This window comes from Streptomyces eurocidicus (assembly GCF_002891295.1).
GTDB classification, from domain to species: Bacteria; Actinomycetota; Actinomycetes; order Streptomycetales; family Streptomycetaceae; genus Streptomyces; species Streptomyces eurocidicus.
This window is the reverse complement of the sequence record NZ_LGUI01000012.1, coordinates 266,412-293,044: the sequence shown is the minus strand read 5'-3', so window position 1 is coordinate 293,044 and position 26,633 is coordinate 266,412. Positions and strand designations below refer to the sequence as shown.

The following is a 26,633-nucleotide window of genomic DNA, read 5'->3' as shown; positions in this document are numbered from 1 at the left end:
ATCTTTTTCCCCTGCCACAGTGGCGGCAGAGCCCTCCTCCCGAACCGCTCAGCCGCTGGTTCGGACGCCGGTGGGGCCGTTCGCTCCAGTAGCCCCCAGCGCTCGGAACCACGGGTCATTTCCCGGCGAGATCGACGCGATACCCGGGAAGAGCAGGGAATGACCTCACTTGCCCGGTGGTGCCTGCGCCGCCGCTTCGCCGTCATCGTCCTCTGGCTCGTCGCCCTGCTGGGCACCGGCGCCGCCGCGACGTTCGCCGGCTCCGCGTACTCCAACGACTACGGCGTGCCGGGCACCGAGTCCGCCCGGGCCACCGCCCTGCTCCAGAAGGCGTTCCCCGGCGGCACCGGCGACGACACCGTCGTCTGGCACACCGGCACCGGCACCGTCCGCGCCGCCGGCGTCGAGCAGCGCATGACCGCCGCGCTGCGCGAGATCGCCGAGCTCCCCGGGGTCACCGACGTCAGCGGCCCGTACGGTGCCGACGGCGCCGCCCGCGTCAGCCCCGACGGGCACACCGCCTACGCCTCCCTGACCTTCGCCACCGACGGGGGAGGCCCGGGCAAGGCGCTGGTCAAGAAGGTCGTCGACACCGCGCGCGGCGCCGCCACGGACGATCTCCAGGTCGCGCTGGGCGGCAGCTCGATCGCGACGGCGGAAGGCAAGAGCGGCCATCTCAGCGAGATCATCGGCGTGCTGGTGGCGGCGGTGGTGCTGTTCGTCGTCTTCGGCTCCCTCGCCGCCAGCCTGCTGCCCATCGCCACGGCGCTCGTCGGCGTCGGCACGGCCGCCATGGGCACCGTCCTGCTCGGCCACCTGATGACGGTCGCCGACTTCGCCCCCATGCTCGGCACGCTCATCGGACTCGGCGTCGGCATCGACTACGCCCTGTTCATCGTCACCCGGCACCGCAAGGGCCTGCGGGCCGGGCTGTCCGTGGCCGAGGCGGCCGAGCAGGCCGTCGCCACCACCGGGCGGGCCGTCGTCTTCGCCGGCGGCACCGTGTGCGTGGCGCTGCTCGGCATGCTCATCCTGCGGCTCAGCTTCCTCAACGGCGTCGCGATAGCCGCCTCGCTCACGGTCGTCCTCACCGTCGCCGCCTCCGTCACCCTGCTGCCCGCCCTGCTCGGCCTGATCGGCCACCGGGCCCTCAGCCGCCGCGAGCGCCGCCACCTCGCCGAGCGCGGCCCGCGGACCGAGACCCTCACCGGGCTCGCCGCCCGCTGGTCCGCCTTCGTCGAGCGCCACCCCAAGCTGCTGGGCACGGTGGCGGCGGCCGTCATGCTCGTCATCGCCCTGCCGACGGCCTCCCTCCAGCTCGGCACCTCCGACCAGGGCAACAACCCGGCCACCAGCACCACCCGCCAGGCGTACGACATGCTCGGCGCCGGCTTCGGCCCCGGCGTCAACGGCCCGCTCACCCTGGTCGCCGACCTCGACGGCGCCGCCGACCGGCTCGCCTTCAACCGCCTGCCCGAGATCCTGCGCCACACCGAGGGCGTGGCGTCCGTGAGCCCGTCGGTCCTCAGCGGCAACGGCGACACCGGGGTCATCACCGTCGTCCCCACCACCTCGCCGCAGTCCCGCGCCACCAGCGACCTCGTCGAGCGGCTGCGCGGCACCGTCCTGCCCAAGGCCATGGACCACACCGGCGTCGACGTCCAGGTCGGCGGCCTGACCGCGAGCTACGACGACTTCGCCGGCATCATCCTCGGCAAGCTGCCGCTCTTCGTCGGCACGGTCGTGGGCCTGGGCTGCCTGCTCCTGCTGCTGGCCTTCCGCAGCATCGGCATCCCCCTGAAGGCCGCGGTGATGAACATCGCCGCCGTCGCCTCCTCCTTCGGCCTGATCGTCGCGATCTTCCAGTGGGGCTGGGGCAGCGAGCTGCTCGGCCTCGGCGGCGCGGGCCCGATCGAGCCGTTCCTGCCGGTCGTCATGGTCTCGGTGCTCTTCGGCCTCTCCATGGACTACCAGGTCTTCCTGGTCAGCCGGATGTACGAGGAGTGGCTGGCCACCCGGGACAACTGCCGCGCGGTCAGGGTCGGTCTCGCCGAGACCAGCCGCGTCATCAACTCCGCGGCGGTCATCATGATCTCGGTCTTCCTCGCGTTCGTACTGAGCGGGGACCGCGTCATCGCGATGTTCGGCATCGGCCTCGCGGCGGCGGTGGCCCTGGACGCCTTCGTCCTGCGGACGCTGCTGGTGCCGGCGCTGATGCACATGCTGGGCGGGGCGAACTGGTGGCTGCCGGGCTGGCTGGACCGGCGGCTGCCGCGCATCAGCATCGAGCCGCCGGAGCGGGTGCCCGGGGTGGTGCCGGTTGCTGTGGTGGTGCCGGTGCGGGTGGTGACGGACGAGGTGGTGCGGGAGCGGGTGCCGGAGCGGGTGCCGGTGTAGGTGCCGCTGCGCGGGGCCTTTCCCCACCCCGCCCCTTCCCGTAACCGGGGCTCCGCCCCGGACCCGGTGTCCTCAATCGCCGGACGGGCTGAATTTCAGCCCGTCCGGCGATTGAGGACATTCGGGAAGGGGCGGGTAGGGGAAAAGGCCCGCCGCAGGCGCACCCCGCCGCCGCTCAGCCCCGCCGGGCCCGTATGACCACATGGCCCGAGTCCAGGTCCACGGGCCCCTCGCCCGGATCCGCGTCCCCCGCCTCGTCCCGCACCAGCTCAAGGCGGTTGCGCTCCTCTTCGACGTGCTTGCGGCCCGGCGCGAAAAGCTCTTCCATCAGGTTGAACATGTCAACTCCCGTCGCGGCACTGTCACTCCAGTGTAGGCAGACGGTTGTACGCGCCATGCGAAACCGGGCGGAGGCCGTCAGCTCACTTCCAGCCGCAGGATGCGGTCGTCCTCGCCGCCCGGCCGCCCCCGGCCGTCCGTGTTGCTCGTCGTCAGCCACAGCCCGCCGTCGTCCGTGGCGACCACCGTGCGGAGCCGCCCGTACTCGCCCTTGAGGAACGCCTGCGGCTCGGCCACCGGCTTCGCGCCGCGCAGCGGGATCCGCCACAGCCGCTCGCCCCGCAGGCCCGCCATCCACAGGGAGCCCTTGGCGCAGGCGAGGCCGCTCGGCGAGGCGTCGGCCGTCCGCCACTGCTCCACGGGGTCCTTGAACCCCGCCTTGCCGGCCTTGCCCTCGACGGTCGGCCAGCCGTAGTTCCCGCCCGGCTCGACGAGGTTGAGCTCGTCCCAGGTGTCCTGCCCGAACTCCGAGGCCCACAGCCGCTTGTCCGCGTCCCAGGCCAGGCCCTGCACATTGCGGTGGCCGGACGAATAGACCACCGAGTCCACCCGCGGGTTGCGGGGCGCGGGGCGGCCGTCGGGCGTCATCCGCAGGATCTTCCCGCCGAAGGACTCCGGTTTCTGCGCGAGGCCCTTCTCGCCGCTCTCGCCGGTGCCCGCGTACAGCATCCGGTCGGGGCCGAAGGCGATCCGCCCGCCGTTGTGGACCGTGCCCTTGGGGATGCCCCGGAAGACCGTGCCCGGCGCACCCAGCCGCTGCGCCGCGGGCTTCGTGTCGTCGTAGCGCATCCGCGCGATCCGGTTGTCCGAGTCGGTGGTGAAGTACGCGTACACCAGGTGGTCGGTGCCGTAATCGGGGGAGACGGCCAGGCCCAGCAGCCCGCCCTCGCCGGCCGCGGCGACCCCCGGCACCGTGCCGACCTCGCGCTGCCCGCCGTCCTTCGCCGAGACCCGGACGATCTTCCCCGTGTCGCGGGAGCCCACCAGCAGGTCGCCACCGGGCAGCGCGGCCAGCCCCCAGGGCGACGCCAGCTTGGCCGTGAGCGTACGGACGACCTTCACGGAGCCCTTGGCGGGCGCGGCGGGCGGCTCGGTGGCCGTGGCGCCCGAAGGGCGGCCCGCGCCCGGCGACTCGGCGCCGGAGGACGCCCCGGGCAGCTCGCGGCCGGGGAGCCCGGCGCCGTCGCCGGAGCAGCCCGCGACGGCCAGGAGGCCGGTCAGCGCGGTGACGGCGAGGAGGGGGCGGGGGGTGCGGCGCATGGGCTGGTCCTCTCGCCGTGGCGGGTGCGACTGCTGTTCCTTATACACGGTCGCCCGCGCGTACGAACGCGCCATGTACGCGGGCCCTTTCGCGGAACCATGCCTTCCGTGCCGGTCCCCTCAGCGCCCGTCCTTTCCCGCCGCGCCGGCGTACGCCGCCGCGCGGCCGGGGCCCGGCCACCGGCCGTGCCGCGTGCTTGCCCCGCTCACCCGCCGGCCCCGCTCACCGTCAGGCCGCTCACCCGCCGGGCCCGGCCCCCGGCTCCCCCGGCAGCCCGGCCCGCCTCAGTCCCACGACCCCATCGCCCGTGGCAACGCCCCTATCTCCGCCAGGTCCGCCGCGTCCAGCCGGACCCCGGAGGCCCCCGCGTTCTCCACCGCCCACCGTTCCTTCTTCGTCCCCGGCACCGGCACCACGTGCCGCCCCTGCGCCAGCACCCACGCCAGCGCGACCTGCGCCGCCGTGGCCCCGTGGCGCCCCGCGACCCTCCGCAGACCCGCCACGACCGGCTGGTTGGAGGCCATCATCTCGGCCGTGAAGCGCGGGTGGCGGGCCCGGACGTCCTCCGGCTCGAAGCCCTGGCCCGGGGTGAGCGTGCCACTGAGGAAACCATTCCCCAGAGGCATCGCGGCCAGCACGCCGACGCCCCGCGAGGCGCACCACGGCACCAGGGAGTCGAGCGCCTCGCGCGACCACACGGACAGCTCCGCCTGCACACAGCTCACCGGGAACACCTGCTGCACCCGCTCCAGCTGCCGGAGCGTGGCGTCGTACAGCCCGGCCCGCGACCGGCGGTGCGTCCGGACGCCCATCGCGCACCAGCCCAGGGCCCGCACCTTCCCCGCGGAGACCAGCTCCGCCATCGCGCCCCAGGTCTCCTCGACCGGCACCTCCGGGTCGGGCCGGTGCAGCTGGTAGACGTCGATGACATCCGTCTGGAGCCGCCGCAGCGACGCGTCGCAGGCCCGCTTCACATAGCCCGGCCGGCCGTTGGCGACCACGTGCTGCTCACCCACCAGCAGACCGCACTTGGTGGATATGAACGCCTCCGAACGCCGCCCCCGCAGCGCCCGCCCCACCAGGAGCTCATTGGTGAACGGCCCGTACATATCGGCGGTGTCCAGCAGCGTCGTACCGGCGTCGAGCGCCGCGTGCACCGCGCGCAGCGCGCCCTCGCCGCTCCGCTGGGAGGCCGTGTACGCCCAGTGCATGGGCATGCAGCCCAGGCCGATCGCCCCCACCTCGAGCGCCGACGCGCCGATTGTCCTGCGCTCCACCGGCCGTTCCCCTCCCGTTCCTCGCCCTCAAAGCTAACCTCTGCGGGAGGCGCCTCTTCGCATAGCCTCCAGGCATGAGTGCAGATGACAGCGGTTCCGGCCGCCCCCTCGCCTGGCTGCCCATCCCGCCCGAGGAGATCGAGGGGCTCCCGGCGGGCCTGGACTACGCCCACTGGAACGGCGAGCCCGACTACCCCACCGACCCCGCCCGGTGCGCCTTCTACGTCCCGCCGTATGTGACGAGCGGTGACGTCTGCGTGCGCCCCCTGCCCGAGATGACCGGCCTGCGCGTCGTGCAGACGCTCACCGCGGGCCTCGACCACATCCTGCCGTCCGCGCATCTGCTCCCGTCGGGCGCCCTGCTGTGCAACGCCCGCGGCCTGCACGACGCCAGCACCGCCGAGCTGGCCCTCGCCCTCGTCCTGGCCTCCCTCCGGGACATCCCGGGCTTCGTCCGGGCGCAGGACGCGGGGGAGTGGAGGCAGGGCTTCCGGCCCGCGCTCGCGGACCGGTCCGTGCTCATCGTCGGCTACGGCTCGATCGGCCGCGCCATCGAGGACCGGCTCCTGCCCTTTGAGTGCGCGCGGGTGGTGCGCGTCGCACGCTCCCCGCGTGAGGACGAGCGCGGACCCGTACACGCGATCACGGAGCTGCCCGGCCTGCTCGCCGACGCCGACGTCGTCATCCTCGCGACCCCGCTCACCACGGAGACCCGCGGCCTGGTGGACGCGGGCTTCCTCGCCCGGATGAAGGACGGCGCCCTGCTGGTGAACATCGCGCGGGGGCCCGTCGTCGACACCAAGGCCCTGCTCACCGAGGTGGAGAGCGGCAGGCTGCGCGCGGCCCTGGACGTCACCGACCCCGAACCGCTGCCTTCCGGCCATCCGCTGTGGAGCGCCCCCGGGGTGCTCATCACCCCCCATGTGGGTGGACCTTCTTCGGCCTTTCTGCCCCGCGCCAAGAGGATGCTGCGTGATCAGCTGGCCAGATTCGCTCTGGACGCGCCACTGCAAAATGTCGTAGTCACCGCACCCTAGTTACCACGTAGAGGTACCGTTCGACTGCACTGAGTGTCCATAACGCCGCTGCCGATTACGCTATGTATATGAGCTATGTCCCTGAGTGACGAGTCTGGTGTATCGTCCCGACCGGGGGCTGCGCCGGGCACCGTACGGCCGCAGCGAAGTACCGGAACTCGAGGGGGGCGACGGGCGATGCACGGCCAATGGACGATCAACCCGACGCGGCTCACGTACCGACCACGGCACCGCTGTGCGGCGCCGCCACCCGGCCCGACCAGCCCGGCAGGCGCGCCCCCCACGCTTCCGCCGCCCCCGCGGCCCCTCCGGTCCGGGCCCGGGCCCGGACCCCGGCGGCCCGGCCGGCCCCCGGCGAGGACCCGCCCGGGCCCGCCGCGGCCCTCGCTCGGGACGGCGGCGCGGTGAGCGCCCCCGGAGCGGCGCTGCCCCGCCGCACCGGCGGCGGCTCCGGACCGGCCTCGCCACTGCTCCTCGCCCTCGTCTGCGGGGGCTACGCCACGGGCGCCGTCTTCGGCTGGGGATCCCGCGAGCTGGCCTCCGCCATGGGCGATTTCGGGCTGGGCGGCGCGGCGGCCCTCGCGGCCCTCTCCTGCTTCTGGTACGGCAGGACGCACAAGACCAGGTTTCGGCTCGCCTGGCTCCTCTTCGCGGTCTCCTCGGCCATGGCCGGCCTCGGCAACCTCGTCTGGGGCTGGTACGAGGTCGTCCTCGACCAGGTGGTCCCCGACCTGTCCGCGGCCGACTTCTGCTTCCTGCTCTTCGCCCCGCCCGCCATCATCGGCCTCCTGGTTCTCGCCCGCCGGCCCGTCACCCGCGCCGGCTGGGTCTGCCTGGCCCTCGACGCCTGGCTCACGGGCGGCTCGCTGCTGACCCTCTCCTGGAGCCTGGCCCTCGCGCACACCGCCCAGTTCCAGGGCGAGAACGTCGCCCACGCCGCCCTGTCGCTGGCCTATCCGCTGCTCGACATCGCCCTGGTCTCCATGGTCCTGGCGCTCCACTTCCGGCGTTCCACGGCCAACCGCTCCGCCATCAACACCGCCATCGCCGCCCTCGCCCTGACCGTCCTGTGCGACGCCCTGTTCACCTCGCCCCTGCTGCGCTCCAACTACCGTTCCGGCCAGATCCTCGACGCCGGCTGGTTCGCGGGCTACATGCTGATGGCGTACGCCCCCTGGGTGGCCCGCGAGAAGGGCGACGACACCGGAGCCGCCGGGCGCCGCGCCGCGCACACCCCGAGCCGCCCCATCGCCGGCTCCCTCGCCGCCCTCACCCCGTATCTGGCGGCCGCGGTCTGCACGCTGGGGATCCTCTACACCTTCCTCAACGGCCACCACGCCGACCGCGTAGTGATCTTCACGGGCTGTACGGTCGTGCTGGCGCTGGTCATCCGCCAGGGCATCATGCTGCTGGACAACATCTCCCTCACCCAGGAGCTGGCCCAGAAGGAGAACCACTTCCGCTCCCTGGTGCAGGGCTCCAGCGACGTCATCATGATCGCCGCACCCACCGGAATACTGCGCTACGTCAGCCCCGCCGCCGCCGGTGTCTACGGCCGGGAGGCCGAGGAGCTCGTCGGTTCCGAGCTGGCCTCGCTGATCCACCCGGAGGACCTCGGCAGGGTCGTCCACGAGGTGCGCCGCTTCCTCGCCGCGCCCCCCGCCGACGAGCCCACCACCCGCATCGAGTGCCGCTTCCGCTCCGGCGGCGGCGACTGGCTCAACGTGGAGTCCACCGTCAACCGCCACCACGGCGGCCTGATCTTCAACAGCCGGGACGTCACCGAGCGCGTCCGCCTCCAGGCCCAGCTCCAGCACACCGCCGAGCACGACCCGCTCACCGACCTGCCCAACCGCGCCCTGTTCACCAACCGCGTCCAGCAGGCGCTCACCGGCCGCAGAGCGACCGACGCCGGCACGGCCGTGCTCTTCATCGACCTGGACGGCTTCAAGGCGGTCAACGACACGGTCGGCCACCAGGCGGGCGACGAGCTCCTGGTCCAGGCGGCCCGTCGGCTCCAGGACTCCGTGCGCGCGGGCGACAGCACCGCCCGGTTCGGGGGCGACGAGTTCGCCGCGCTGATCCTCGGCGACGGCACCCGCGACCCCGAGGCCCGGGAGTACCGCATCCACGAGATCGCCGACCGGCTGCGGCTCACCCTCTCCCAGCCCTACCGCGTGGAAGGAGGCACCGAGGTCCGCGTCGCCGCCAGCATCGGCGTCGCCTTCGCCGAGCCGGGCATCACCCCCGGCGCCCTGATGCGTAACGCCGACCTCGCGATGTACCGGGCCAAGCAGGCCGGCAAGGGCCGCGTCGAGCTCTACGCCCCCCAGATGCAGGCCGACGTGGTGCGCCGTGCCGAGCTCGCCACCCGGCTGCGCACCGCGCTGCACGAAGGCGAGTTCGCCCTGCTCCATCAGCCGGTCGTCGAGCTCGGCACGGGCCGGATCACGGCCGTCTCCGCCCAGGCCCGCTGGCGCTCCGCCCAGGGCGTCCTGTTCACCCCCGCCGAGTACCTCCGGGTGGCCGAGACCGAGCGGGGCGACGAGGGCGCGCGCGCCGCCGAACTGGGCCGCTGGACGGTCGAGAAGGCCGTCGAGCAGGCCGCCCAGCGCTGCCGCGCGGGCCACGTCGCGCCCGTGTACGTACGGCTGACCGCCGCCCGGCTGATGGACAAGTCGCTGCCGCCCAAGTACCTCGAAGGGCTGCTGGTCCGGCACGGCCTGCCCTCCGGCGCGCTCGTCCTGGAGCTGTCCGGAAGCGATCCCCGCGTCCCCCTGGACGAGTTGGAGCGGCGGCTCGTCGCGCTGCGCCGGCTGGGCGTGCGGATCGCCCTGGACGGATTCGGCAGCGGATATGCCGCGATCAGCGCCCTGCGCAGGCTCCCCATCGATACACTCAAGCTCGATCGCGGACTGGTCGACGGAGTGGTCGAGTCCGCACGGTTGCACAAGATCACCGCAGGACTGCTGAGGATCGCCTCCGACCTCGGCATGCAGTCCGTCGCCGATGGTGTCGACGTCCCCGAGCAGGCGCTCGCCCTGCGGGCCATGGGGTGCACCCACGGTCTGGGCGCCGCCTTCGCCGGTCCGCTCGACGAGCACCGGCTGCGGCACGCCCTCGATCTCGGCACCTACCCGGTACCGGGCGCGGCCGTGGACGGCGGGAACGTCCTCGTCGCCGGTGCGGTGCCGGGCCACGCCGGGAGTCACCTCCCCCGTGCCGTCCCGGCCCACCTCCCGGTGAACGCCCCGGTCAACGTGGCGTTGAACGCCGTCAACGCGGCCCTTCCGCCGGCCGTCCGATCGGGGGCCGCGGGGGGCGCCGGATCCCTTGCCCATGCTCCATTGCGTTCAAATAATGAGACGCCCGTCCCACCCACTTGACACTGCATATGCGCCGGGTGGAGGGTCAACCACATGCGCACCCGAATTCTCGTACTTGGAAAGCGCGTCGGCTGAAGCAGGCATCGTCACAAGCCCTGCTGACCACCCCGGCGCGCTCCCCTCGCTTGCCTCATGGCACGAGGGGTTTTTTGTTGCACCGGAACGACGCGGAACTACGCAGACCCACCCAAAACCTCATCCGTCGAATCCTTCGAGAAGAGAATGTCGATGACCGAGCAGGCCACCGGGGCCCACCATCCGCAGCCGCGGGCCCGTAGCGGCGCCGCGCAGCAGCAGCCCGCCACCGTCGAGCACGTCACGGGTGCGCAGTCCCTCATCCGTTCGCTGGAGGAGGTAGGGGCGGAGATCGTCTTCGGTATCCCGGGTGGGGCGATCCTTCCGGCGTACGACCCGATGATGGACTCGTCGAAGGTGCGTCACGTCCTGGTCCGGCACGAGCAGGGCGCGGGGCACGCGGCGACCGGATACGCGCAGGCCACCGGCAAGGTCGGGGTGTGCATGGCGACGTCCGGCCCGGGGGCGACGAACCTGGTGACGCCGATCGCCGACGCGCACATGGACTCGGTGCCGCTGGTGGCGATCACGGGCCAGGTGGCGTCGAAGGCGATCGGCACGGACGCCTTCCAGGAGGCGGACATCTGCGGCATCACCATGCCGATCACCAAGCACAACTGGCTGGTCACCGACCCGGCGGAGATCCCGCGGACGATCGCCGAGGCGTTCCACGTCGCCGCCACCGGCCGGCCCGGCCCGGTGCTCGTCGACATCGCCAAGGACGCCCTCCAGGCGCGCACCACCTTCAGCTGGCCGCCGCACACGGACCTGCCGGGTTACCGGCCGGTGACCAAGCCGCACGCCAAGCAGATCCGCGAGGCCGCGAAGCTGATCACGCAGGCCCGGCGCCCGGTGCTGTACGTGGGCGGCGGTGTGCTGAAGGCGCGGGCCACCGCGGAGCTGAAGGTGCTGGCCGAGCTGACCGGCGCCCCCGTCACGACGACGCTGATGGCGCTGGGCTCCTTCCCCGACAGCCACCCGCAGCACGTGGGCATGCCGGGGATGCACGGCTCGGTCGCGGCCGTGACCGCCCTGCAGAAGTCCGACCTGATCGTGGCGCTGGGCGCCCGCTTCGACGACCGGGTGACGGGCAAGCTGGACTCCTTCGCCCCGTACGCCAAGATCGTCCACGCGGACATCGACCCGGCGGAGATCGGCAAGAACCGGGCGGCGGACGTGCCGATCGTCGGTGACGCCCGTGAGGTCATCGCCGATCTGATCGTGGCGATCCAGGCCGAGCACGCCGAGGGCCACACCGGGGACTACCGCGCCTGGTGGAACGACCTCAACCGGTGGCGCGAGACCTACCCGCTGGGCTACACCCTGCCCGAGGACGGCAGTCTCTCCCCGCAGCAGGTCATCCAGCGCATCGGGCAGCTCGCGCCGAAGGACACGATCTACGCCGCCGGCGTCGGCCAGCACCAGATGTGGGCCTCGCACTTCATCGACTACGAGCGGCCGCGCACCTGGCTGAACTCCGGCGGCGCGGGCACCATGGGCTACGCGGTCCCGGCCGCGATGGGCGCCAAGGCCGGCGCGCCGGAGCACACGGTGTGGGCGATCGACGGCGACGGCTGCTTCCAGATGACCAATCAGGAGCTGGTCACCTGCGCGCTGAACGACATCCCGATCAAGGTCGCGATCATCAACAACGGCGCCCTGGGCATGGTCCGTCAGTGGCAGACCCTGTTCTACAACGAGCGCTACTCCAACACCGTGCTCCACTCGGGCCCCGGCTCGGACGGCACCGAGTCGCACTCCGGCACCCGGGTCCCGGACTTTGTGAAGCTCGCGGACGCGATGGGCTGCGTGGGCCTGCGCTGTGAGCGCCCGGAGGACCTGGACGCGGTCATCGAGAAGGCCAACGCCATCAACGACCGGCCCGTCGTCGTGGACTTCATCGTCCACCAGGACGCCATGGTCTGGCCGATGGTCGCCGCCGGCACCTCCAACGACGAGATCCTCGCGGCCCAGGGCGTCCGCCCGGACTTCGGCGACACCGAGGACGACTGAGAGCCCGCGAGAAGAGAGAGAACAAGCAGATGACCAAGCACACGCTCTCCGTCCTGGTGGAGAACACCCCCGGCATCCTGGCCCGGATCGCCGCGCTCTTCTCCCGCCGCGGCTTCAACATCGACTCCCTCGCCGTCGGCGTCACCGAGCACCCCGACATCTCCCGCATCACCATCGTGGTCAACGTCGAGTCGCTGCCGCTGGAGCAGGTCACCAAGCAGCTCAACAAGCTCGTCAACGTCCTGAAGATCGTGGAGCTGGAGGACAGCGCCGCCATCCAGCGCGAGTTGGTGCTGGTGAAGGTCCGCGCCGACAACGAGACCCGGTCCCAGATCGTCGAGATCGTCCAGCTGTTCCGCGCCAAGACCGTGGACGTCTCCCCGGAGGCCGTCACCATCGAGGCCACCGGCGGCAGTGACAAGCTCGGCGCGATGCTCAAGATGCTGGAGCCGTTCGGCATCAAGGAGCTGGTGCAGTCCGGGACCATCGCCATAGGGCGCGGCGCCCGGTCCATCACGGACCGCAGCCTGCGCGCCCTGGACCGCTCGGCCTGAGCCGAACGGCCGGAAACCATCAGGTCCGGCCCGCCGTGACCCGGCCGGACACCCCTTTCGCTTCGACCCCCGCCCACCCGTCATACGGTGGGACGCACAACCGGAAACCCGGAAACAAGGAGATACCTCACGTGGCTGCCGAGCTGTTCTACGACAACGACGCCGACCTGTCCATCATCCAGGGCCGCAAGGTCGCGGTTCTGGGCTACGGCAGCCAGGGCCACGCCCACGCGCTGTCGCTGCGCGACTCCGGCGTCGATGTCCGGGTGGGCCTGCACGAGGGCTCCAAGTCCAAGGTGAAGGCGGAGGAGCAGGGCCTGCGGGTCGTCACCCCCGCCGAGGCGGCGGCCGAGGCCGACGTCATCATGATCCTGGTGCCGGACCCGATCCAGGCCAAGGTCTACGAGGAGTCCGTCAAGGACCACCTGAAGGACGGCGACGCGCTGTTCTTCGGGCACGGCTTCAACATCCGCTTCGGCTTCATCAAGCCCCCGGCCGGCGTCGACGTCTGCATGGTCGCCCCCAAGGGCCCGGGCCACCTGGTCCGCCGGCAGTACGAGGAGGGCCGCGGCGTGCCGTGCATCGCGGCCGTCGAGCAGGACGCCACGGGCAAGGCGTTCGCGCTGGCCCTCTCCTACGCCAAGGCCATCGGCGGCACCCGCGCCGGCGTCATCAAGACGACCTTCACCGAGGAGACCGAGACCGACCTCTTCGGCGAGCAGGCCGTGCTGTGCGGCGGCGCCTCGGCGCTCGTCAAGGCCGGCTTCGAGACCCTGGTCGAGGCGGGCTACCAGCCGGAGATCGCGTACTTCGAGTGCCTCCACGAGCTGAAGCTGATCGTGGACCTGATGTACGAGGGCGGCCTGGAGAAGATGCGCTGGTCGGTCTCCGAGACCGCCGAGTGGGGCGACTACATCACCGGCCCCCGCATCGTCAATGACCAGACCAAGGCCGAGATGAAGAAGGTCCTCGGCGAGATCCAGGACGGCACCTTCGCCAACAACTGGATGAAGGAGTACCAGGCCGGTCTGCCGAAGTACAACGAGTACAAGAAGGCCGACGAGGACCACCTGCTGGAGACCACCGGCAAGAAGCTGCGCAAGCTCATGAGCTGGGTGGACGACAAGGAGTAGGCGCAACCCGCGCGCCCCGGGGCGCGGGTGGAGGGCCCCGGGAGGCGCGTGCGAGCGCGCCTCCCGGGGCCCTTCCGCCACGCTTGTCCACGGTGTCCACCTCCCGGTGGGTGACGTTTACGAATCGGCACCGGGGCGCCCCGTAACCCCCGATACACTGCGGAGCACAAACGCGTCAGGCTCACAGCGTCGTGCGTCACACGCGGCTGCCCTTCACCGCCTTCGGCCGTCGGGACGGCCGTCCGCAGAGGACTAGTGAGGACTGAGGACCACGTGAGCACTGCTTCGCCCCGCAAACCCGTCGTACTCATCGCGGAAGAGCTGTCCCCCGCGACCGTCGACGCCCTGGGCCCCGACTTCGAGATCCGCCACTGCAACGGCGCGGACCGTGCCGCGCTGCTGCCCGCCATCGCCGATGTGGACGCCGTCCTCGTCCGCAGCGCCACCAAGATCGACGCCGAGGCCATCGCGGCCGCGAAGCGGCTGCGGGTCGTCGCCCGCGCCGGCGTCGGCCTCGACAATGTGGACGTGGCCGCCGCCACCAAGGCCGGCGTGATGGTCGTGAACGCCCCGACCTCCAACATCGTCACCGCCGCCGAGCTCGCCTGCGGCCTGCTGATCGCCACCGCCCGCAACATCCCGCAGGCCAACTCCGCGCTGAAGAACGGCGAGTGGAAGCGCTCCAAGTACACCGGCGTCGAGCTCTCCGAGAAGACCCTCGGCGTCGTCGGCCTCGGCCGCATCGGGGTGCTCGTCGCCCAGCGCATGTCCGCCTTCGGCATGAAGATCGTCGCCTATGACCCCTATGTGCAGCCCGCCCGGGCCGCGCAGATGGGCGTCAAGCTCCTCACGCTCGACGAGCTGCTGGAGGCCGCCGACTTCATCACCGTGCACCTGCCCAAGACCCCCGAGACCCTCGGTCTCATCGGCGACGAGGCGCTGCACAAGGTCAAGCCGAGCGTCCGCATCGTCAACGCCGCGCGCGGCGGGATCGTGGACGAGGCCGCGCTGGCCACCGCCCTGAAGGAGGGCCGGGTCGCCGGCGCCGGCCTGGACGTCTACACCTCCGAGCCCTGCACCGACTCCCCGCTCTTCGAGTTCGACACCGTCGTGGCCACCCCGCACCTGGGCGCCTCGACGGGCGAGGCCCAGGAGAAGGCGGGCATCGCCGTCGCCAAGTCGGTGCGCCTCGCGCTCGCCGGCGAGCTGGTCCCGGACGCGGTCAACGTCCAGGGCGGCGTCATCGCCGAGGACGTCAAGCCCGGCCTGCCGCTGGCCGAGAAGCTCGGCCGGATCTTCACCGCGCTCGCGGGCGAGGTCGCGGTCCGGCTCGACGTCGAGGTCTACGGCGAGCTCACCCAGCACGATGTGAAGGTCCTCGAACTCTCCGCCCTCAAGGGCGTCTTCGAGGACGTCGTCGACGAGACCGTGTCGTACGTCAACGCCCCGCTGTTCGCCCAGGAGCGCGGTGTCGAGGTCCGGCTGACCACCAGCTCCGAGTCGACCGAGCACCGCAATGTGGTGACCGTGCGCGGCACGCTCTCCGGCGGCGACGAGGTGTCCATCTCCGGCACCCTGGCCGGCCCCAAGCACCTCCAGAAGATCGTCGCGGTCGGCGACCACGGCGTGGACCTGGCCCTCGCCGACCATATGGCCTTCCTCCGCTACGGCGACCGCCCCGGCGTCGTCGGTACGGTCGGCCGCATCCTCGGCGAGGCCGGCATCAATATCGCCGGCATGCAGGTCTCCCGCGCCACGGAGGGCGGCGAGGCACTGGTCGCCCTTACGGTCGACGAGTCGATCCCGGCGCCGGTCCTCGCGGAGATCGCGGAGGAGATCGGCGCGGTGTCGGCGCGTGCGGTGAACCTTACGGACTGACGGTTTCCGTACGGGCCTCGCGGACCGGCGGTCCGCGGCGCCCTTACGGCTGACGGTTCCCACGGCCGGAGGCCCGGCCGCCCCCTTACGGAGGGACGGCCGGGCCTCCGGCCCGTACCGGCATGGGCCTCGGCGGCCCTACCCCGTGGTGTCCTCCTCGTCGGGCTCCCCGGTCGGCAGGTCGCCGATGTCGGTGGAGTCCTTCACCGAGGGCACCTGGATCTTCGGGTCGACCCCGTAGTCCGTGTACTCCTCGGTGGTGTCGCTCGCACCCTTGGAGCCCTTGCCCGACTCCCGCCCCTTGAGGGGGAGGCCGTCCCGGCCTATCCAGATGTCGATGTCGACCTGATGGAACCCGGAGACGCGGCGCGGCAGGACGAAGTTCTCGTGCGTGTCCCGTAGCGAGTCCCGTAGCGCGTCGCCCTTGTCGTCCTCCAGTTCGTCGAGGACGACGGTGCCCTTGAAGTGCGTGGCGGGCTTGCCCCGCACCGTCTCCTCGCCGACCTCGGTGACGCCCTTCGACGCGCCGAGGGCCGCTAGCCAGTTGGGCAGCTCGCCTTGGGCCTCCCGCGGACCGGGGAACTTCTTCCCGGGCAACGGGCCCTCGCGATCGATCCGCAGCCACCGCTCACCGGACCGCCGGGGGGACCTGTTGAACACCGTCTTCTCGGTGCTGACCATCTCGATGGATGCCTCGGTGCCGTGGCCGGGACCCCAGCTCTTCGTCGACGCGAGGTCCGGCTTGCGCGAGAAGGCGTGTTCGTCGCGCTTCTCGCCGTCGGCGTCCTTGGTCAATTGCTCTGTCTTGTACGAGTTCTGCTCCGCGACCTTCTGCCCGGCCGCCGTGAGCGCGGCCCGGGGGTCGCGGGCGTCGCCGTCGCCACCACAGGCCGTCAGCCCTAACGCGAGAGCGGCGCCGGTGGCCGCCACGGCGCACTTCTGCATGGCTTTCAAGGGATCCACTGTCCTCTTGTTCTCACGCGAATGATTTCCGCAGAGAGTAACCCCACGATTACGGAGCCGTGCGCCCGGCCCCGGGACCGCGCCGCGCCGGCTTCCCCGAGTCGGGGCGGATGAGCGACAGCAGGCCGCCCAGCAGGGCGAACCCGGTGAAGGACAGCTCTGCCGTCATCCGGTCGGCGTGGTGCTCGACCACCTTGCCGGCGAGGACGAGCCACGTCGACGACCCGAGGGCCACCAGCGCGTAGTTGTCCCGCTCCCGCAGCAGCCGCATCCCCGCCCACAGCAGCAACGGCATGAGCAGGATGCCGCAGGCCGAGGCCAGCGCCCCTTCGACGAACCCCGCGCCGAAGCCCCCGTCCGGATCGGCCGCCGTCGCATCCGACTCCCACTGCCTCGCGGCCGTCCAGACCCAGTACGTCACGTGGGTCGCGGCCGCCGTGACGACGACCCCCTTCATCGCTCTGCGCAGCCTGCTGTTCGCCATGGCCTCACGATGCGTGGCGCGTCGCCCTGAGCACATGAGTACGCGTACTCAGGGCCGACGCGCGACGGTCAGCGCTCGCCCCGGGCGCTGTCCGCGTTGGCGGCCCGCACTTTGGCGCTGAGGAGTTCGGCGGTGGTGGCGGGGCGGGTCGCTCCCGGGTCGGCTTCCCATTCGCGGCCGCCGGTGGGTGGTCGCAGTTGGAGGCGGGGGCCTTGGTGGTCCATGACTTCGCCGACGGTGTCGGTCCGGGTGTCGATGACGTAGACGCGGGGGTTGGGGGCGGTGTGGGCGGCCGGGCGGGGCGTGTCGGAGCAGGTGCAGGTGCGCAGCGGGGAGCTGGGTTTGATCTCGATCCCACGGGAGATCGCCCAGGCGTAGAGGGTGCAGCAACCGGTGTGTGGTTCGCCCGGCCGGTCGTTCGGCTCCGCCGGAGTGGCGGCGGCTGAGTCCGTACCGGGCGTCCCGGGCGCGGGAATCGCCCGTACCGGTGCGAACCGGTGGGGAGTACTGTCGTGCATGTCGGCGCTCCTCTTCAGCGTGGACCATGCCCCCGGGCCGTTCGCCGCGGTCGCGGGGGTCTTCACACACCAAGTCAACGGCGCTGGGGCCGGGTGAACTTGCACAGCGTTTGCACACGACCGCTGCGGGGAAGTCGAGTGGCCTGCGAGCATGGATCCCAAGCCGACCTTCGTGGAAAGACTGGTCTGATGGGCACTACACAGCTGGCCCCTGGAGCGAACGTCGCGGCGCTGCGCAAGGGGCGGGGCTGGTCCCAGGCGTACCTGGCCAGGAAGGCCGCGGTATCGGTCTCGCTCCTGAGCAAGATCGAGGTCGGGGACCGTGCCCTGACGCCCGCTGTGGCAGCCACGCTCGGCCGTGCGATGAGCCTCACCATGGCCGAAGTCCTCGGCCGGGCGCCTGTCGCGCAGGACGACGAGGCCCGCCTCTCGGAGCTCCGGTCCGCCATAAGGGACTACGACCTGCCTGGTCAGCAGCGAATGGAGGAGGGCGCGATCGTCGCGGGCCTCGTGGCCGCCGGACGGCATCGGGACACGGCCGACGTCGCACGGCTGCTGAGGATGCTGCCCGGCCTTCTTCGGGCGGCCACGGCCCATGCCTACGCGGCCAACACCGCGCAGGGGTGGGCGGCCCTCGCGGAGGTGTACAGCACCGTCTATTGGCTCGCGGCCCGGCACCGCTGGATGGACCTGGCGGAACTGGCCGTAGCGCGGCAGCAATGGGCCGCCGAACAGAAGCCCAACCCGCTGGCCGTGGCCGTCGCGGTGCGGGACCGGGCCGGTACCTACCTGAACTTCGGGGACTGCGAGACCGGGCTCGTCCTGATCGACCGGGCGGTCTCCGCCGCGCAAACGGCACTCAGCGGAACGGATCGGGATGTCGCCGTCGGCATCCTCAGCCTGCGCGGAATGACCCTGGCGGGCAGGCTCGACGACAAGCGTGAGGCCGCCAGGGAAGCGGAACGCCACATGCGCGCGGCCGAGGCGGCCTCGTCGTACTTCGAGCGTGACCTCGACCTGCACGGGCTGACCTTCGGCCCGCAGAACACCCTCACCCACCGGCTCGCGACCTGCGTGGATCTCGGCCGACCTCAGGAAGCCCTCGCGCTGACGGACAACCTGCCCGCCGTCCTGGAAGGGCTCCCCGCCACACGCGTGGCCCCGACCCACATCAACGCCGCACGGGCGCAGCTCGACACGGGGGACCGGGACGGGGCACTGGAGAACCTGGGCATCGCCTGGGAGGCCGCTCCGCAGATGGCGCGTATCCACCCCATGGGGCAGGAGGTCTTCCGCGTGCTCGCGTCCTTGCACAAGCGGAGCAATCCGCAGTTGCTCAAGCTCTCGAAGCTCTCGGGTATCGCGCTCTAGGCGCGTAATGGGGCCCGACCGTACCCACGAACGGGCCGTCGCCACCCGCCGACGTCACCAACGGCTCGTGCTCCACGCCACGTCGGCCCGGCGCCGGCCGTCGCACGGTCCTGACGACCCGGTCGACACCCCGCCGATCACCTGCCTCGTTCGGATCTTCCCGCAGCGAGTAACCCTCACATCGCGGGTCCTGGCCGTCGGCCGGGCCTCATTTCTTGGTGCCGGCCCCCGAGCGCCCCTTGTCGTAGGCCTCCTGTGCGAACTGGTCGAGCGTGATGGAGTCCTTGAGCGCGGGCACCTGGATCTTGGGGTCGACCCCGTAGTCCGTGTACTCCTCGGTGGTATCGCTCGTGCCCTTGGAACCCTTGCCGGACTCCTGGGCCTTGAGGGGGAGGTCGTCGCGGCCGATCCAGACGTCGACGTCGACCTTGTCGTGCCCTCGCTTGCGGCGCTCCTTCGCGAAGGACTCGCGCAGCCAGTCCCGCATCGCGTCGCCCTTGTACTTCTCCAGCTCGTCGAGGACGACGGTGCCCTTGAAGTGCGCGGCGGGCTTCCCGCCGACCTTCTCCTCGCCGACCTTGGCGACGCCCTTGGACGAGCCCAGAACCCCCAGCCAGTTGGGCAGCTCGCCCTCGGCCCGCTTCTGGACCTCACCCTTCCGGGCGGCCTCCTTGTCCGCGGCCTTGTCCTTGACGTCGGTCCGCAGCCACCGGCCGTCGGCCAGCCCGGCGTTCCTGGTGAAGATCGCGTCCTCGGTGCCGACCATCTGGTCGTAGTTGTCGAGCCCGTCGTTCTTGGGCTTGAGGGGGTAGTCCCAGCTCTTCTTGTCGGTGAGGTCGGGCTCCCGTGAGAAGGCGTACTCGACGCGCTCGTGGCCGTCCGAATTCTTGGCCAGCCGCTTCGTCTTGTACGAGTTCTGCTTCGCGACCTTTTCCTTGGCCGCCTTGAGCACGGCGTAGGGGTCGCGGGTGTCGGCCTTGGCGCCGTTCTTGCCGGTCCCGCCGCCGCTGTTTTCGCTTCCACCGCCGCCGCCACACGCCGTGAGAGTCAGGGCGAGGGCGGCGCCCGTGGCCGCCAGGATGCTCTTCTGTATCGCCTTCATGGGCTTTGCTGTCCTTTGCCGCTTATGAATTCCTCCGCAGAGAGTAACCCTCCGGTTACGGAGGCGGGTGGCCGCCCCCGAGGCGGGCGAGCGCTGGGGGTCCGCCGAACAGGGCGTAGGAAATGGGGTTGTGGGTTCAGGCGGGTGCGCGAGACCGTTTGAGGCGATACCCCCGTAGCCGCCTGTTGGAGGACCTCCGTGGCCGATCCCGCGCCCGCATCATTGCCCGCCCCGCCCTACTACGCGGTGGTGTTCACTTCCGTGCGGACCGCTGGTGACGAGGGCTACGGGGACAGGGCCGAGCAGATGCTGAAGCTGGCTTCCGGCCAGCCGGGTTTCCTCGGCGTCGATTCGGCTCGCGGCGCGGACGGTCTGGGGATCACGGTGTCTCACTGGAGCGATGAGGAGTCGATCGCGGCCTGGCGGGGGCACGCGGAGCACGTGCTGACCCGCGCGCACGGGCGCGAGCACTGGTATGCCTCGTTCGCGGTCCACGTGGCCAAGGTCGAGCGCGCCTACGGGTTCCTCCGCCCGGCGGATCTGTAAGCACCGCCACAGCCCGTCCTTGTGAGCGGTGGGGGTGGGACTCAGGCCATGCCCCGGGCGCTGTCCGCGTTGGCGGCCCGCACTTTGGCGCTGAGGAGTTCGGCGGTGGTGGCGGGGCGGGTCGCTCCCGGGTCGGCTTCCCATTCGCGGCCGCCGGTGGGCGGCCGCAGTTGGAGGCGGGGGCCTTGGTGGTCCATGACCTCGCCGACGGTGTCGGTCCGGGTGTCGATGACGTAGACGCGGGGGTTGGGGGCGGCGGGGGTGGCCGGACGGGGCGTGTCGGAGCAGGTGCAGGTGCGCAGCGGGGAGCTGGGCTTGAGGTCGATCCCATGCGCGGTGGCCCAGACGTAGACGGCGCAGGCTCCCTGGCGACGGGGGCTGGGGCTGAGGGCCGGTTCTGGGGATGCCGCGACAGGCGGGGTTGCCGGGGGAGTGGCGGGGGGCGTCTCGTGAACTTGAGGTGCGGGGCGGGTCGTTCCGGTCGAGAGGATCTCTCGCGCCCATGCGAGCCACAGGGGGATAAAGTTGTGCACGTCGACGCTCCTATGCGGCGTTGGCCATGCCCCGGGGTCGTTACAGCGGCCGCCGGGGTTTCCATTGGCTCGGGAGCGTAGCAGTAGAGCTCTATAGAACACCTAGGATGCTAAGGATTCGAAGATAACCATGTCTTGCATGGACATACATGGCGCACATAGCGTGCTCATGTGATCGAATTCGTTCCTGACATCCCACGCTGGCGTCAAGTGGCCGAAGTGATTCGAGAGCGCATAAAGGACGGCACCTATCCGCCGCGGTCGCGTGTTCCTTCCGTCGTCCAACTCACGGAAGAGTTCGGCATCGCCGCCATGACGGCCCACAAGGTGCACCGGGCCCTTCGCGAGGAAGGCCGCATCTACACGGAGCCGGGGCTGGGCTCTTTCGTCTCCCGGCAGCAGCCGGAGGAGGCCGAAGGCGCGTCCGGCGAGTGAGGGCGATGCTCCCGAGCCGGTCAGCGGGAGAACGCCCACCCGCTCCATTCCGATACTTCGACGGCGACGACCGGCCCTTCGGGGGATCTGTCGGCGTACTGCGGGTACTTCGCCCGGAGCAACGAGACCGGGGTGCGGCACCGCCTCGGATCCGTCCAGACCTCGGCCTGGCCGTCCGCCCGCGCCCACCAGAGGGCCGTCCAGTCGGCCGAGTAATGATCGACGAGGACTGATACCCGGGGGTTCGTGCGGATGTTCCGGAGGCGCCGCAGGTTCTGTGTGCTCTTCGGCTTGTGGTCGACGGCGAAGTACAGCACGTTCCGGTCGAGGGCGAACGTGATGGGCACGGCGTGCGGCCTGCCCGTCTCGTCGGCGGTGGCCAGTCGGGCCACCGGCTGCCCCTCGAAGTGGGCCCGAGCCTCAACAGGTCCTAACCTCATGGCTCCGACCGTACCCACGAACGGGCCGTCACCCCGCACCGCTGGACGCCCTGCGCACCCGGCAGCGTCGCCAAGGGCCCGACCTCCGCAGAGCGGCCGTGGACAGGTGGACCGGTCACGGTAGAGCATCCACAACATGACAACGCCCCAAGTGGACCCGGAGATCATCGACTTCTACACCGATACCTTCGACGAGGCCACGCGCCTCTCGGCGACGGCGGACGGCGTCCTGGAGATGGTCCGTACGCAGGAGCTTCTCCGCCGCCACATGCCTCCCGCTCCCGCCCGCGTCCTCGACGTGGGTGGCGGTCCCGGCACCCACGCCCGGTGGCTCGCGGCCGACGGGTATCGAGTGCACCTCGTGGACCCGGTTGAGCGGCATGTCGAGCAGGCCGCGGCCGCCGGCTGTTCGGCCGAGCTGGGGGACGCGCGCGGCCTAGTCGCCGAGGACGGGGCGTACGACGTCACCCTCCTCCTCGGCCCGCTCTACCACCTTCTCGACCGGGCCGATCGCGACCGGGCCCTGGCCGAAGCGCGGCGGGTGACCGTCCCCGGCGGCCTCGTCGCGGCTGCCGCGATCAACAGGTACGCGTCGCTGTTCGAGCACACCGCCACCACCTGGCTGGACCGGGCGAGCGTGCGCGACGCCGTGACCGACATCCTCGCGACCGGTGTCCACGAGCCGGGGCGGAAGGGGTTCACCGCCGCGTACTTCCACACAGCCCCCCAGCTCGCCGAGGAGATGCGCGGCGTCGGCTTCGTAGACGTCACCGTGTACGCGATCGAAGGCCCGACCTGGTCGCTGCTCAAGGCCACCGAGCAGCACGCCGGGCAGCCGCTCGCCAACTCGCCGCTGTTCCGGGCGGCCCTGGCCGCCGCCCGCGCCGCGGAACCGTACCCGGACCTCCTGGCCGCGAGCTCGCACCTACTGGCCGTCGGTCGCGCCTGACGGCCCGGTCGGCGCCCCGCCGATCACCCGGTCCCTATGCTGGCGACATGATCGGTATACCTCTCTCCGCACTCGAAGTCGCCATGGTGCAGGCCGGCTCCCGGGCGATCGACACCCTGCGTGACACGGCTGCCTTCGCCCAGGCGGTGGAACGGCTGGGCTACCAACGGATCTGGTACGCCGAGCACCACCACTCGCCCGCGATCGGCGCGTTCCCGCCGGTCGTGCTGATCGCGCACGCCGCCGCCTCGACCTCGTCCGTCCGGCTCGGGTCGGGTGGCGTGCTGGCCCCCAACCACGTGCCCCTCGCGCTGGCGGAGCAGTTCGGGACGCTCGCCGCGCTGCACGAGGACCGTGTCGACCTGGGGATCGGCCGGGGGCCCGGGACGATGGACGAGGCCACCGCGCGGGCGCTGCGCCGGGGTGCCGGGCCGGCGACGGACGAGGAGTACCGGGGCGACGTGGCCCGGATCCTGTCGTTCCTGGTCGACGAGGTCGCCCTCGGCCCGCTGCCCGAGCCGTGGCTGCTGGCGTCCAGCGCCGCGGGTGCCGCCCTGGCCGCGGAACTCGGCCTGCCGGTCGCCGTCGCGCACCACATCCGGCCGCAGAACACCCAGGAGGTCGTGGAGCGGTACCGCGCGGCGTTCACCCCCTCCCGCTGGTGCGAGCGCCCCCGGGTGCTGGTGTGCGTGGAGGCGGTGTGTGCCGGGACCGCGGAGGAGGCCGCGTGGCTGGCCGGGCCGATGGAGGTCGTCAAGGCCGGGCTCCTCGAAGGCCGGAGCGAGATCCCCTTCCCGACCCCGGAGGACGCGGCCGCCCACCCCTTCACGGCGGAACAGCGGCGGGCACTGGACGGTTTCCGCGCGCAGCAGGCCGTCGGCACCCCCGGGACCGTCGTGGAGCGGCTCACACGACTCGCCGATGAGACCGGGGCGGACGAGCTCATGCTGACGACACCCGTCCACAGCCTCCGCGACCGCGTCCGCTCGTACGAACTCATCCAGCGGTACACCGGGGCCTGATCGTCCGTCCCGCGGGCCCGGTGAGGCGTGCGTATGGCGTACGCGATGACTTGCTTACGCGATACGTTCGCGGGATCGGTGCCGCAATTCCCGGGTAATGCAGGGGAGTTGCGCACTAGTGCGCACCCGGTGCGGTGCTAATCTGCCCGCATGGGTGCACTAGAACGGTCGGCGGTCCCCGCCCCGGCCCCCTACCTCCGGATCGCCGCGGAGCTCCGCGCCCGCATCGCCTCCGGCGAGCTGCGCGCGGGCGAGCGGATCCCCTCCACCCGGCGGATCACCCAGGAGTGGGGCGTGGCCATGGCCACCGCCACCAAGGCCCTGGCCGTCCTGCGGCAGGAGGGGCTCGTCCGGGCGGTGCCCGGCGTCGGCACCGTGGTGGCGGCGCCCGGCGGCTCGCCGGATCACCCGGCTCGTACGTCCCGGCGCAACGGCGCGCGGAACAGCGCGCGGAACGGGGAGTCCGTGCTCACCCGGGAGCGCGTCGTGCGGACCGCCGTCGGCATCGCCGACGCCCAGGGCGCCGCGGCCCTGTCCATGCGTGCCGTCGCCGCCGGACTCGGCGTCTCCACGATGGCGCTGTACCGCTACGTGCCCGGCAAGAACGAGCTCGTCGCCCTGATGGCGGACGCCGTCTTCGGCGAGGTCGAACCGCCCGCGGGGGCGCCCGCCGGCTGGCACGGACGGCTGGAGGCCGCCGCCCGGCTCCAGTGGGCGCTCTACCGCCGCCACCCCTGGCTGGCGAAGGCGGTGTCGTTCACCCGCCCGCCGCTCCCCGGGAACGCCCTGGCCTTCATGGAGTGGATGGCGGCCCCGGTCCGCGAACGCGTCACCGACGCCTCGGAGTTGCTGCACATCACGGTCACCGTGGCCGGCTACGTGCGCGGCGTCGCCGTGAACCTGGAGGACGACGTCGACGCCATGGGCGAGCGACCGGGGGAGATCCTCCGGGGCGGCGGCCGTCCGGCGGGAAGCCGGATCGCGACGCGGCCGGACATCGACCTCGACTCGGTGTTCACGTTCGGGCTGGCCCGGCTGCTGGACGGCCTGGCACCGCTGTTCGAGGGGTGCGCCTCCGGTTCGTAGGCTTCGTGGGCGGGAAGCCGGCCGTACGCCCGGAGCCCCCGCCCGCTCCGCCCCTCAGCGGTAGGAGTCGATCAGCCGCGCCAGATGCCGCCCCGCGATCAGCAGCGGCGCCTCGTCCCGCGCGAGCTGCGCCGCCAGCTCCGCGCCCTCCAGGGTGCTGATCACCGTGTGCGCGAGCTCGCGCGCGCTCTCCTCGGCGAAGCCGGAGGCGCGGAGTTCGTCCTCTACCAGGCCGCGCCACCGCGCGAACGCCTCGGCCGCCGCCCGCTGGAGGTCCGGGGCGCTCTCGGCCGTGCCGATGCTGGTGGCCGTCACCGGGCAGCCGTCGATCCAGTCCGAGGCGCGCAGGGCCTCGGCGACCGTCCGGGCGCAGGCGGCGATCGCCTCGGCGGGGTCGTCCGCGCCGTCCAGCGCCTCGCGCAGGATGTCGGTGAACTCCTGGTCCCCGTGGCGGATCGCCTCCGTCGCCAACTCCTGCTTGCCGCCCGGGAAGAAGTGGTAGACCGAGCCGAGCGTGGCCCCGGCCTCCCGGGAGATCTGCTTGATCCCGGTGCCCTCGTAGCCCTGGCGCTGCATCAGCCGCGAGGCCGCCCGCACGATGCGCTCGCGGGTGCCGAGGGCGGCGTCGCCCGCCTCGCGTCCCGCCTCCGTGGTCGTCTTCACCCCTCAAAGATATCGGATAGAGCGTTCGTTCTAGTCCGTGCTACGTTTTCTCTAGATAGAGCGTTCGTTCTAGAAGGAGTCCATCCATGTCTTCCGTCATGTCTTCCGCCCCGGCCGCCACGCCCTCCGTCACCGTCATCGGGCTCGGCCCCATGGGCCGCGCCATGGTCGGGGCCTTCCTCGACGCCGGCCACCGCGTCACCGTCTGGAACCGCACCGCCGCCAAGGCCGACGACCTGGTGGCCCGGGGCGCCGAGCGCGCCGCCACGGTCGAGGAGGCGCTGGCCGCGAACGAGCTGGTGGTCCTCAGCCTCACCGACTACGACGCGCTGTACGCGATCCTCGGCCCGGCCACCGCCGCCCTGCCCGGCCGCGTCCTCGTCAACCTCAGCTCCGACACCCCGGCGCGCGCCCGCGAGGCCGCCGAATGGGCCGCCCGGCACGGCGCCGTCCACCTCACCGGCGGGGTGCAGGTGCCGCCGTCGGGCATCGGGAACCCCGAGTCGTCCACCTTCTACAGCGGCCCCGAGGACGTCTTCGAGGCCCACCGGCCCACCCTGGAGGTCCTCACCGGCGCCGACTACCGGGGCGCCGACCCGGGCCTGGCCGCGCTGTTCTACCAGCTCCAGATGGACATCTTCTGGACCACGATGACCAGCTTCGTGCACGCCACCGCCGTCGCCCGCCGCAACGGGATATCGGCCGAGGAGTTCCTGCCGTACGCCTCCTCCACGGCGGCGTCCGTCCCGGGCTTCCTCGCCTTCTACGCCCCCCGGCTCGACGCCCGGCGCTACGAGGGCGACGTCGACAACCTCGCCATGGGGCTGGCCAGCGTCGAGCACATCCTCCACACCACCGAGGACGCCGGCGTCGACACCACGCTGCCCGCCACCGTGCGGGACTTCATGCGGCGCGCGGTGGAGCGGGGGCGGGCGGGGGAGAGCTTCATCAGCCTGGTGGAGGAGTTCGCCCCGTCGGCCGCCGCCGAAGGGGCGTGAGCGAGGGGCGGCGGAACGGGCGCGTCCACCCGGGCGTGTGGGGGGTACCTGTCCCGAAGAGGCCCTCGTGAGACATATTCGGCCGTTCTGCGGGATATGGCTGAACTATGTGTGGCGGACTGCGGTCAAGGAGCCTGGACTTGACTTACTGGATGTAGAGGACATCTGTCCGA

General features: G+C 71.8%; 24 protein-coding genes. 14 read left to right on the top strand and 10 right to left on the bottom strand.

What is annotated here, in order from left to right; all coding sequences use genetic code 11:
• Positions 1 to 159: 159 nt before the first annotated feature.
• On the top strand, positions 160 to 2,397 hold the full coding sequence (locus tag AF335_RS30665; protein ID WP_102921679.1) for an MMPL family transporter: 2,238 nt from the start codon (positions 160 to 162) through the stop codon (positions 2,395 to 2,397).
• Positions 2,398 to 2,572: 175 nt separating this feature from the next.
• Here the strand turns inward: AF335_RS30665 and AF335_RS34950 are convergent, their stop codons facing one another.
• The 3 genes from AF335_RS34950 to AF335_RS30655 form a co-directional block, all read right to left on the bottom strand.
• Positions 2,573 to 2,737 (bottom strand): DUF6191 domain-containing protein, encoded by a 165-nt coding sequence (locus tag AF335_RS34950; protein WP_221504774.1) that lies wholly within the window; start codon positions 2,735 to 2,737, stop codon positions 2,573 to 2,575.
• A 77-nt stretch (positions 2,738 to 2,814) separates the two neighbouring features.
• Positions 2,815 to 3,996: a PQQ-dependent sugar dehydrogenase gene (locus AF335_RS30660; protein WP_102921678.1), complete on the bottom strand. Its 1,182-nt coding sequence runs from the start codon at positions 3,994 to 3,996 to the stop codon at positions 2,815 to 2,817.
• Positions 3,997 to 4,281: 285 nt separating this feature from the next.
• Entirely contained in the window at positions 4,282 to 5,274 is a 993-nt protein-coding gene (locus tag AF335_RS30655) for an aldo/keto reductase (protein ID WP_102921677.1), read from the bottom strand.
• A gap of 74 nt (positions 5,275 to 5,348) precedes the next feature.
• On the opposite strand from AF335_RS30655, the gene AF335_RS30650 reads away from it, so the two are divergent.
• The 6 genes from AF335_RS30650 (at position 5,349) to serA (ending at position 15,350) form a co-directional block, all read left to right on the top strand.
• The gene (locus AF335_RS30650) at positions 5,349 to 6,311 is read left to right on the top strand and encodes a 2-hydroxyacid dehydrogenase (protein WP_102921676.1); all 963 of its coding nucleotides are present in this window, start codon (positions 5,349 to 5,351) and stop codon (positions 6,309 to 6,311) included.
• Positions 6,312 to 6,715: 404 nt separating this feature from the next.
• On the top strand, positions 6,716 to 9,697 hold the full coding sequence (locus tag AF335_RS30645; protein ID WP_102921711.1) for a putative bifunctional diguanylate cyclase/phosphodiesterase: 2,982 nt from the start codon (positions 6,716 to 6,718) through the stop codon (positions 9,695 to 9,697).
• A 228-nt stretch (positions 9,698 to 9,925) separates the two neighbouring features.
• A complete protein-coding gene (locus AF335_RS30640) occupies positions 9,926 to 11,785 on the top strand; it encodes an acetolactate synthase large subunit (RefSeq protein ID WP_184742841.1) in 1,860 nt (619 codons plus the stop codon).
• Positions 11,786 to 11,814: 29 nt separating this feature from the next.
• Entirely contained in the window at positions 11,815 to 12,339 is a 525-nt protein-coding gene (ilvN, locus tag AF335_RS30635; RefSeq protein ID WP_087926127.1) for an acetolactate synthase small subunit, read from the top strand.
• A gap of 131 nt (positions 12,340 to 12,470) precedes the next feature.
• On the top strand, positions 12,471 to 13,472 hold the full coding sequence (gene ilvC, locus AF335_RS30630) for a ketol-acid reductoisomerase (protein WP_102921674.1): 1,002 nt from the start codon (positions 12,471 to 12,473) through the stop codon (positions 13,470 to 13,472).
• Between the two features lie 273 nt (positions 13,473 to 13,745).
• A complete protein-coding gene (gene serA, locus AF335_RS30625) occupies positions 13,746 to 15,350 on the top strand; it encodes a phosphoglycerate dehydrogenase (protein WP_102921673.1) in 1,605 nt (534 codons plus the stop codon).
• A gap of 138 nt (positions 15,351 to 15,488) precedes the next feature.
• Here the strand turns inward: serA and AF335_RS30620 are convergent, their stop codons facing one another.
• The 3 genes from AF335_RS30620 to AF335_RS34945 all read right to left on the bottom strand — a co-directional run bounded on the left by AF335_RS30620 (position 15,489) and on the right by AF335_RS34945 (position 17,315).
• On the bottom strand, positions 15,489 to 16,295 hold the full coding sequence (locus tag AF335_RS30620; protein WP_102921672.1) for an SCO4651 family lipoprotein: 807 nt from the start codon (positions 16,293 to 16,295) through the stop codon (positions 15,489 to 15,491).
• 67 nt (positions 16,296 to 16,362) lie between these two features.
• Complete coding sequence (locus AF335_RS30615) at positions 16,363 to 16,797, bottom strand: hypothetical protein (RefSeq protein WP_102921671.1); 435 nt, start codon at positions 16,795 to 16,797, stop codon at positions 16,363 to 16,365.
• 68 nt (positions 16,798 to 16,865) lie between these two features.
• The gene (locus AF335_RS34945) at positions 16,866 to 17,315 is read right to left on the bottom strand and encodes a hypothetical protein (RefSeq protein WP_170127835.1); all 450 of its coding nucleotides are present in this window, start codon (positions 17,313 to 17,315) and stop codon (positions 16,866 to 16,868) included.
• A 189-nt stretch (positions 17,316 to 17,504) separates the two neighbouring features.
• On the opposite strand from AF335_RS34945, the gene AF335_RS30605 reads away from it, so the two are divergent.
• Positions 17,505 to 18,686: a helix-turn-helix domain-containing protein gene (locus AF335_RS30605; protein ID WP_102921670.1), complete on the top strand. Its 1,182-nt coding sequence runs from the start codon at positions 17,505 to 17,507 to the stop codon at positions 18,684 to 18,686.
• Between the two features lie 208 nt (positions 18,687 to 18,894).
• Here AF335_RS30605 and AF335_RS30600 read toward each other — a convergent pair whose 3' ends face one another.
• Positions 18,895 to 19,788 carry an SCO4651 family lipoprotein gene (locus AF335_RS30600; protein ID WP_102921669.1) on the bottom strand — a complete coding sequence of 298 codons (894 nt, stop codon included), beginning with the start codon at positions 19,786 to 19,788 and terminating at the stop codon, positions 18,895 to 18,897.
• Between the two features lie 198 nt (positions 19,789 to 19,986).
• Between AF335_RS30600 and AF335_RS30595 the strand changes: the two genes are divergently transcribed.
• Positions 19,987 to 20,334, top strand: a complete 348-nt coding sequence (locus AF335_RS30595) for an antibiotic biosynthesis monooxygenase family protein (protein WP_102921668.1) — start codon at positions 19,987 to 19,989, stop codon at positions 20,332 to 20,334.
• A 41-nt stretch (positions 20,335 to 20,375) separates the two neighbouring features.
• Here the strand turns inward: AF335_RS30595 and AF335_RS36065 are convergent, their stop codons facing one another.
• Entirely contained in the window at positions 20,376 to 20,867 is a 492-nt protein-coding gene (locus AF335_RS36065; protein ID WP_170127834.1) for a hypothetical protein, read from the bottom strand.
• A gap of 171 nt (positions 20,868 to 21,038) precedes the next feature.
• On the opposite strand from AF335_RS36065, the gene AF335_RS30585 reads away from it, so the two are divergent.
• Positions 21,039 to 21,302: a GntR family transcriptional regulator gene (locus AF335_RS30585; protein ID WP_184742838.1), complete on the top strand. Its 264-nt coding sequence runs from the start codon at positions 21,039 to 21,041 to the stop codon at positions 21,300 to 21,302.
• A 20-nt stretch (positions 21,303 to 21,322) separates the two neighbouring features.
• On the opposite strand, the gene AF335_RS30580 is transcribed toward AF335_RS30585, so the two are convergent.
• Entirely contained in the window at positions 21,323 to 21,742 is a 420-nt protein-coding gene (locus tag AF335_RS30580; RefSeq protein WP_102921667.1) for a TIGR03668 family PPOX class F420-dependent oxidoreductase, read from the bottom strand.
• Positions 21,743 to 21,878: 136 nt separating this feature from the next.
• Here AF335_RS30580 and AF335_RS30575 point away from each other — a divergent pair, with 136 nt between their 5' ends.
• The 3 genes from AF335_RS30575 (at position 21,879) to AF335_RS30565 (ending at position 24,799) form a co-directional block, all read left to right on the top strand.
• Positions 21,879 to 22,691 (top strand): class I SAM-dependent methyltransferase, encoded by an 813-nt coding sequence (locus AF335_RS30575; RefSeq protein WP_102921666.1) that lies wholly within the window; start codon positions 21,879 to 21,881, stop codon positions 22,689 to 22,691.
• Positions 22,692 to 22,738: 47 nt separating this feature from the next.
• Positions 22,739 to 23,713, top strand: a complete 975-nt coding sequence (locus tag AF335_RS30570) for an MsnO8 family LLM class oxidoreductase (protein WP_102921665.1) — start codon at positions 22,739 to 22,741, stop codon at positions 23,711 to 23,713.
• Between the two features lie 150 nt (positions 23,714 to 23,863).
• Entirely contained in the window at positions 23,864 to 24,799 is a 936-nt protein-coding gene (locus AF335_RS30565) for a GntR family transcriptional regulator (RefSeq protein ID WP_102921664.1), read from the top strand.
• Positions 24,800 to 24,853: 54 nt separating this feature from the next.
• Here the strand turns inward: AF335_RS30565 and AF335_RS30560 are convergent, their stop codons facing one another.
• Complete coding sequence (locus tag AF335_RS30560; protein ID WP_102921663.1) at positions 24,854 to 25,462, bottom strand: TetR/AcrR family transcriptional regulator; 609 nt, start codon at positions 25,460 to 25,462, stop codon at positions 24,854 to 24,856.
• Between the two features lie 86 nt (positions 25,463 to 25,548).
• Between AF335_RS30560 and AF335_RS30555 the strand changes: the two genes are divergently transcribed.
• Complete coding sequence (locus AF335_RS30555; RefSeq protein ID WP_228773080.1) at positions 25,549 to 26,460, top strand: NAD(P)-dependent oxidoreductase; 912 nt, start codon at positions 25,549 to 25,551, stop codon at positions 26,458 to 26,460.
• Positions 26,461 to 26,633: the final 173 nt, after the last annotated feature.

Bases quoted from the DNA above. Each gene is read 5' to 3' on its own strand.
- AF335_RS30555 (WP_228773080.1), top strand. From the start codon at position 25,549: ATGTCTTCCGTCATGTCTTCCGCCCCGGCCGCCACGCCCTCCGTCACC.
- AF335_RS30660 (WP_102921678.1), bottom strand. From the start codon at position 3,996: ATGCGCCGCACCCCCCGCCCCCTCCTCGCCGTCACCGCGCTGACCGGC.
- AF335_RS30615 (WP_102921671.1), bottom strand. From the start codon at position 16,797: ATGGCGAACAGCAGGCTGCGCAGAGCGATGAAGGGGGTCGTCGTCACG.
- AF335_RS30580 (WP_102921667.1), bottom strand. From the start codon at position 21,742: ATGAGGTTAGGACCTGTTGAGGCTCGGGCCCACTTCGAGGGGCAGCCG.
- AF335_RS30620 (WP_102921672.1), bottom strand. From the start codon at position 16,295: ATGCAGAAGTGCGCCGTGGCGGCCACCGGCGCCGCTCTCGCGTTAGGG.
- AF335_RS30605 (WP_102921670.1), top strand. From the start codon at position 17,505: ATGGGCACTACACAGCTGGCCCCTGGAGCGAACGTCGCGGCGCTGCGC.
- AF335_RS30650 (WP_102921676.1), top strand. From the start codon at position 5,349: ATGAGTGCAGATGACAGCGGTTCCGGCCGCCCCCTCGCCTGGCTGCCC.
- AF335_RS30565 (WP_102921664.1), top strand. From the start codon at position 23,864: ATGGGTGCACTAGAACGGTCGGCGGTCCCCGCCCCGGCCCCCTACCTC.
- AF335_RS30600 (WP_102921669.1), bottom strand. From the start codon at position 19,788: ATGAAGGCGATACAGAAGAGCATCCTGGCGGCCACGGGCGCCGCCCTC.
- AF335_RS34945 (WP_170127835.1), bottom strand. From the start codon at position 17,315: ATGCACGACAGTACTCCCCACCGGTTCGCACCGGTACGGGCGATTCCC.
- ilvN (WP_087926127.1), top strand. From the start codon at position 11,815: ATGACCAAGCACACGCTCTCCGTCCTGGTGGAGAACACCCCCGGCATC.
- AF335_RS30640 (WP_184742841.1), top strand. From the start codon at position 9,926: ATGACCGAGCAGGCCACCGGGGCCCACCATCCGCAGCCGCGGGCCCGT.
- AF335_RS34950 (WP_221504774.1), bottom strand. From the start codon at position 2,737: ATGTTCAACCTGATGGAAGAGCTTTTCGCGCCGGGCCGCAAGCACGTC.
- AF335_RS30665 (WP_102921679.1), top strand. From the start codon at position 160: ATGACCTCACTTGCCCGGTGGTGCCTGCGCCGCCGCTTCGCCGTCATC.
- AF335_RS30575 (WP_102921666.1), top strand. From the start codon at position 21,879: ATGACAACGCCCCAAGTGGACCCGGAGATCATCGACTTCTACACCGAT.
- AF335_RS30570 (WP_102921665.1), top strand. From the start codon at position 22,739: ATGATCGGTATACCTCTCTCCGCACTCGAAGTCGCCATGGTGCAGGCC.